Below are 1,286 nucleotides of genomic sequence, written 5' to 3'. Positions count from 1 at the left end.
TGGGCCTGTCCCGTGACAACGGACGCCAAGAAGCGATACTTAAATCGTTCTCTTGGAGGTTGCCATGTATCCATCCACTCGCCGTAACTACACCGATGAGTTCAAGACTCAAGCGGTTGCGTTAGCTGAAAGCGTTGGCAGAACCGAAGCTGCCCGCCAGCTAGAGATGTCCGTCAAAACGCTCGATAACTGGGTGAACGCCACGCGCAAGGGTCAACCGTTGAGCTCGCCCGAGCGCAAGCCCATCACTAAGGAGGACAGCGAGCTTGCCCGCCTGCGAGCCGAGGTTGCCGAGCTAAAAATGGAGCGTGAAATCCTAAAAAAGGCGGCGGTATTCTTCGCCAGAGAGTCCAGGTGAGATACGCCTTCGTCGCTGCTGAACGGACTCAATACCCGGTACGTGTGTTGTGCCGGGTGATGGAGGTCTCGACTTCAGGTTTCTACGATTACACGCACAGGCAGCCTCGCCCTGATCCTGACGCTCAGATTCGCATTGAGTTGCGCAGCGTCTATGCGGCCAGTCGACACACCTACGGTCGGCCACGGTTGGTCGCAGCCTTACGCCAGAAATCGTATGCAGTGGGCCACAAGCGAGTCAGCCGGTTGATGCAGGAGGAGCGTATACACGGCAAGTCCAAACGCGGTTTCAGGCCCTGTACCACTGACAGCAACCATTACTTGCCGGTCGCGAACAATGTGGTGGCGCGCCAGTTTGCCATCGATAACCCCACCCCGACTTGGGTCAGTGATATCACCTATCTCCCAACCAGAGAGGGTTGGCTGTATCTGGCCGTAGTGTTGAGCATCCAGACCCGCCAGATCTTGGGCTACAGCTTGTCAGACCGCATGCCAGATGGCCTGGTGGAAAGTGCGTTTCTGAATGCCTGGAGCGCCTGTTCTGGCACTAGCGGAGCAGTATTTCACTCCGATCAGGGCCGTCAGTACGCAAGCAGTAAGTTCCGTCTAGCGTTAGCTAAGAAGGACTTCAAACAGAGCATGAGTCGAAAGGGAAATTGCTGGGATAACGCAGTGGCGGAGAGTTTTTTCGCTACGCTGAAAAGAGAGGAGGCTTTTGGGGTCTACCCCACCAAAAAACAGGCACAGCTATCGATCGCCAGCTATGTGCATGGGTTTTACAACAGCAGTCGACTGCACTCAGCTCTGGGGTATCGTTCTCCGAACGAATATGCAAAGAGCTTGAGGCAGAAGACTGGATAACCAGCTTCATGGCGTACGCTGCCGGGGGACAGGCCCATGCTTACTTTTGGGCTCTTTTCAAAAGTGAG

The 1,286-nt window shown here is 55.3% G+C and carries 2 protein-coding genes; both read left to right on the top strand.

Features of this window, described 5'->3' with window-relative positions; all coding sequences use genetic code 11:
- Positions 1-64: 64 nt before the first annotated feature.
- Positions 65-358, top strand: coding sequence for a transposase (locus ODQ19_RS27935; RefSeq protein ID WP_020300742.1), 294 nt, complete (start codon positions 65-67; stop codon positions 356-358).
- Complete coding sequence (locus ODQ19_RS27930) at positions 355-1,218, top strand: IS3 family transposase (RefSeq protein ID WP_164365886.1); 864 nt, start codon at positions 355-357, stop codon at positions 1,216-1,218. The genes ODQ19_RS27935 and ODQ19_RS27930 overlap by 4 nt, the downstream gene beginning before the upstream one ends.
- Positions 1,219-1,286 lie beyond the last annotated feature (68 nt).

Origin of the sequence: Pseudomonas sp. AM4(2022), assembly GCF_036346515.1 — a bacterium.
GTDB classification, from domain to species: domain Bacteria; phylum Pseudomonadota; class Gammaproteobacteria; order Pseudomonadales; family Pseudomonadaceae; genus Aquipseudomonas; species Aquipseudomonas paracarnis.
This window is presented reverse-complemented; position numbering and strand designations above follow the sequence as displayed.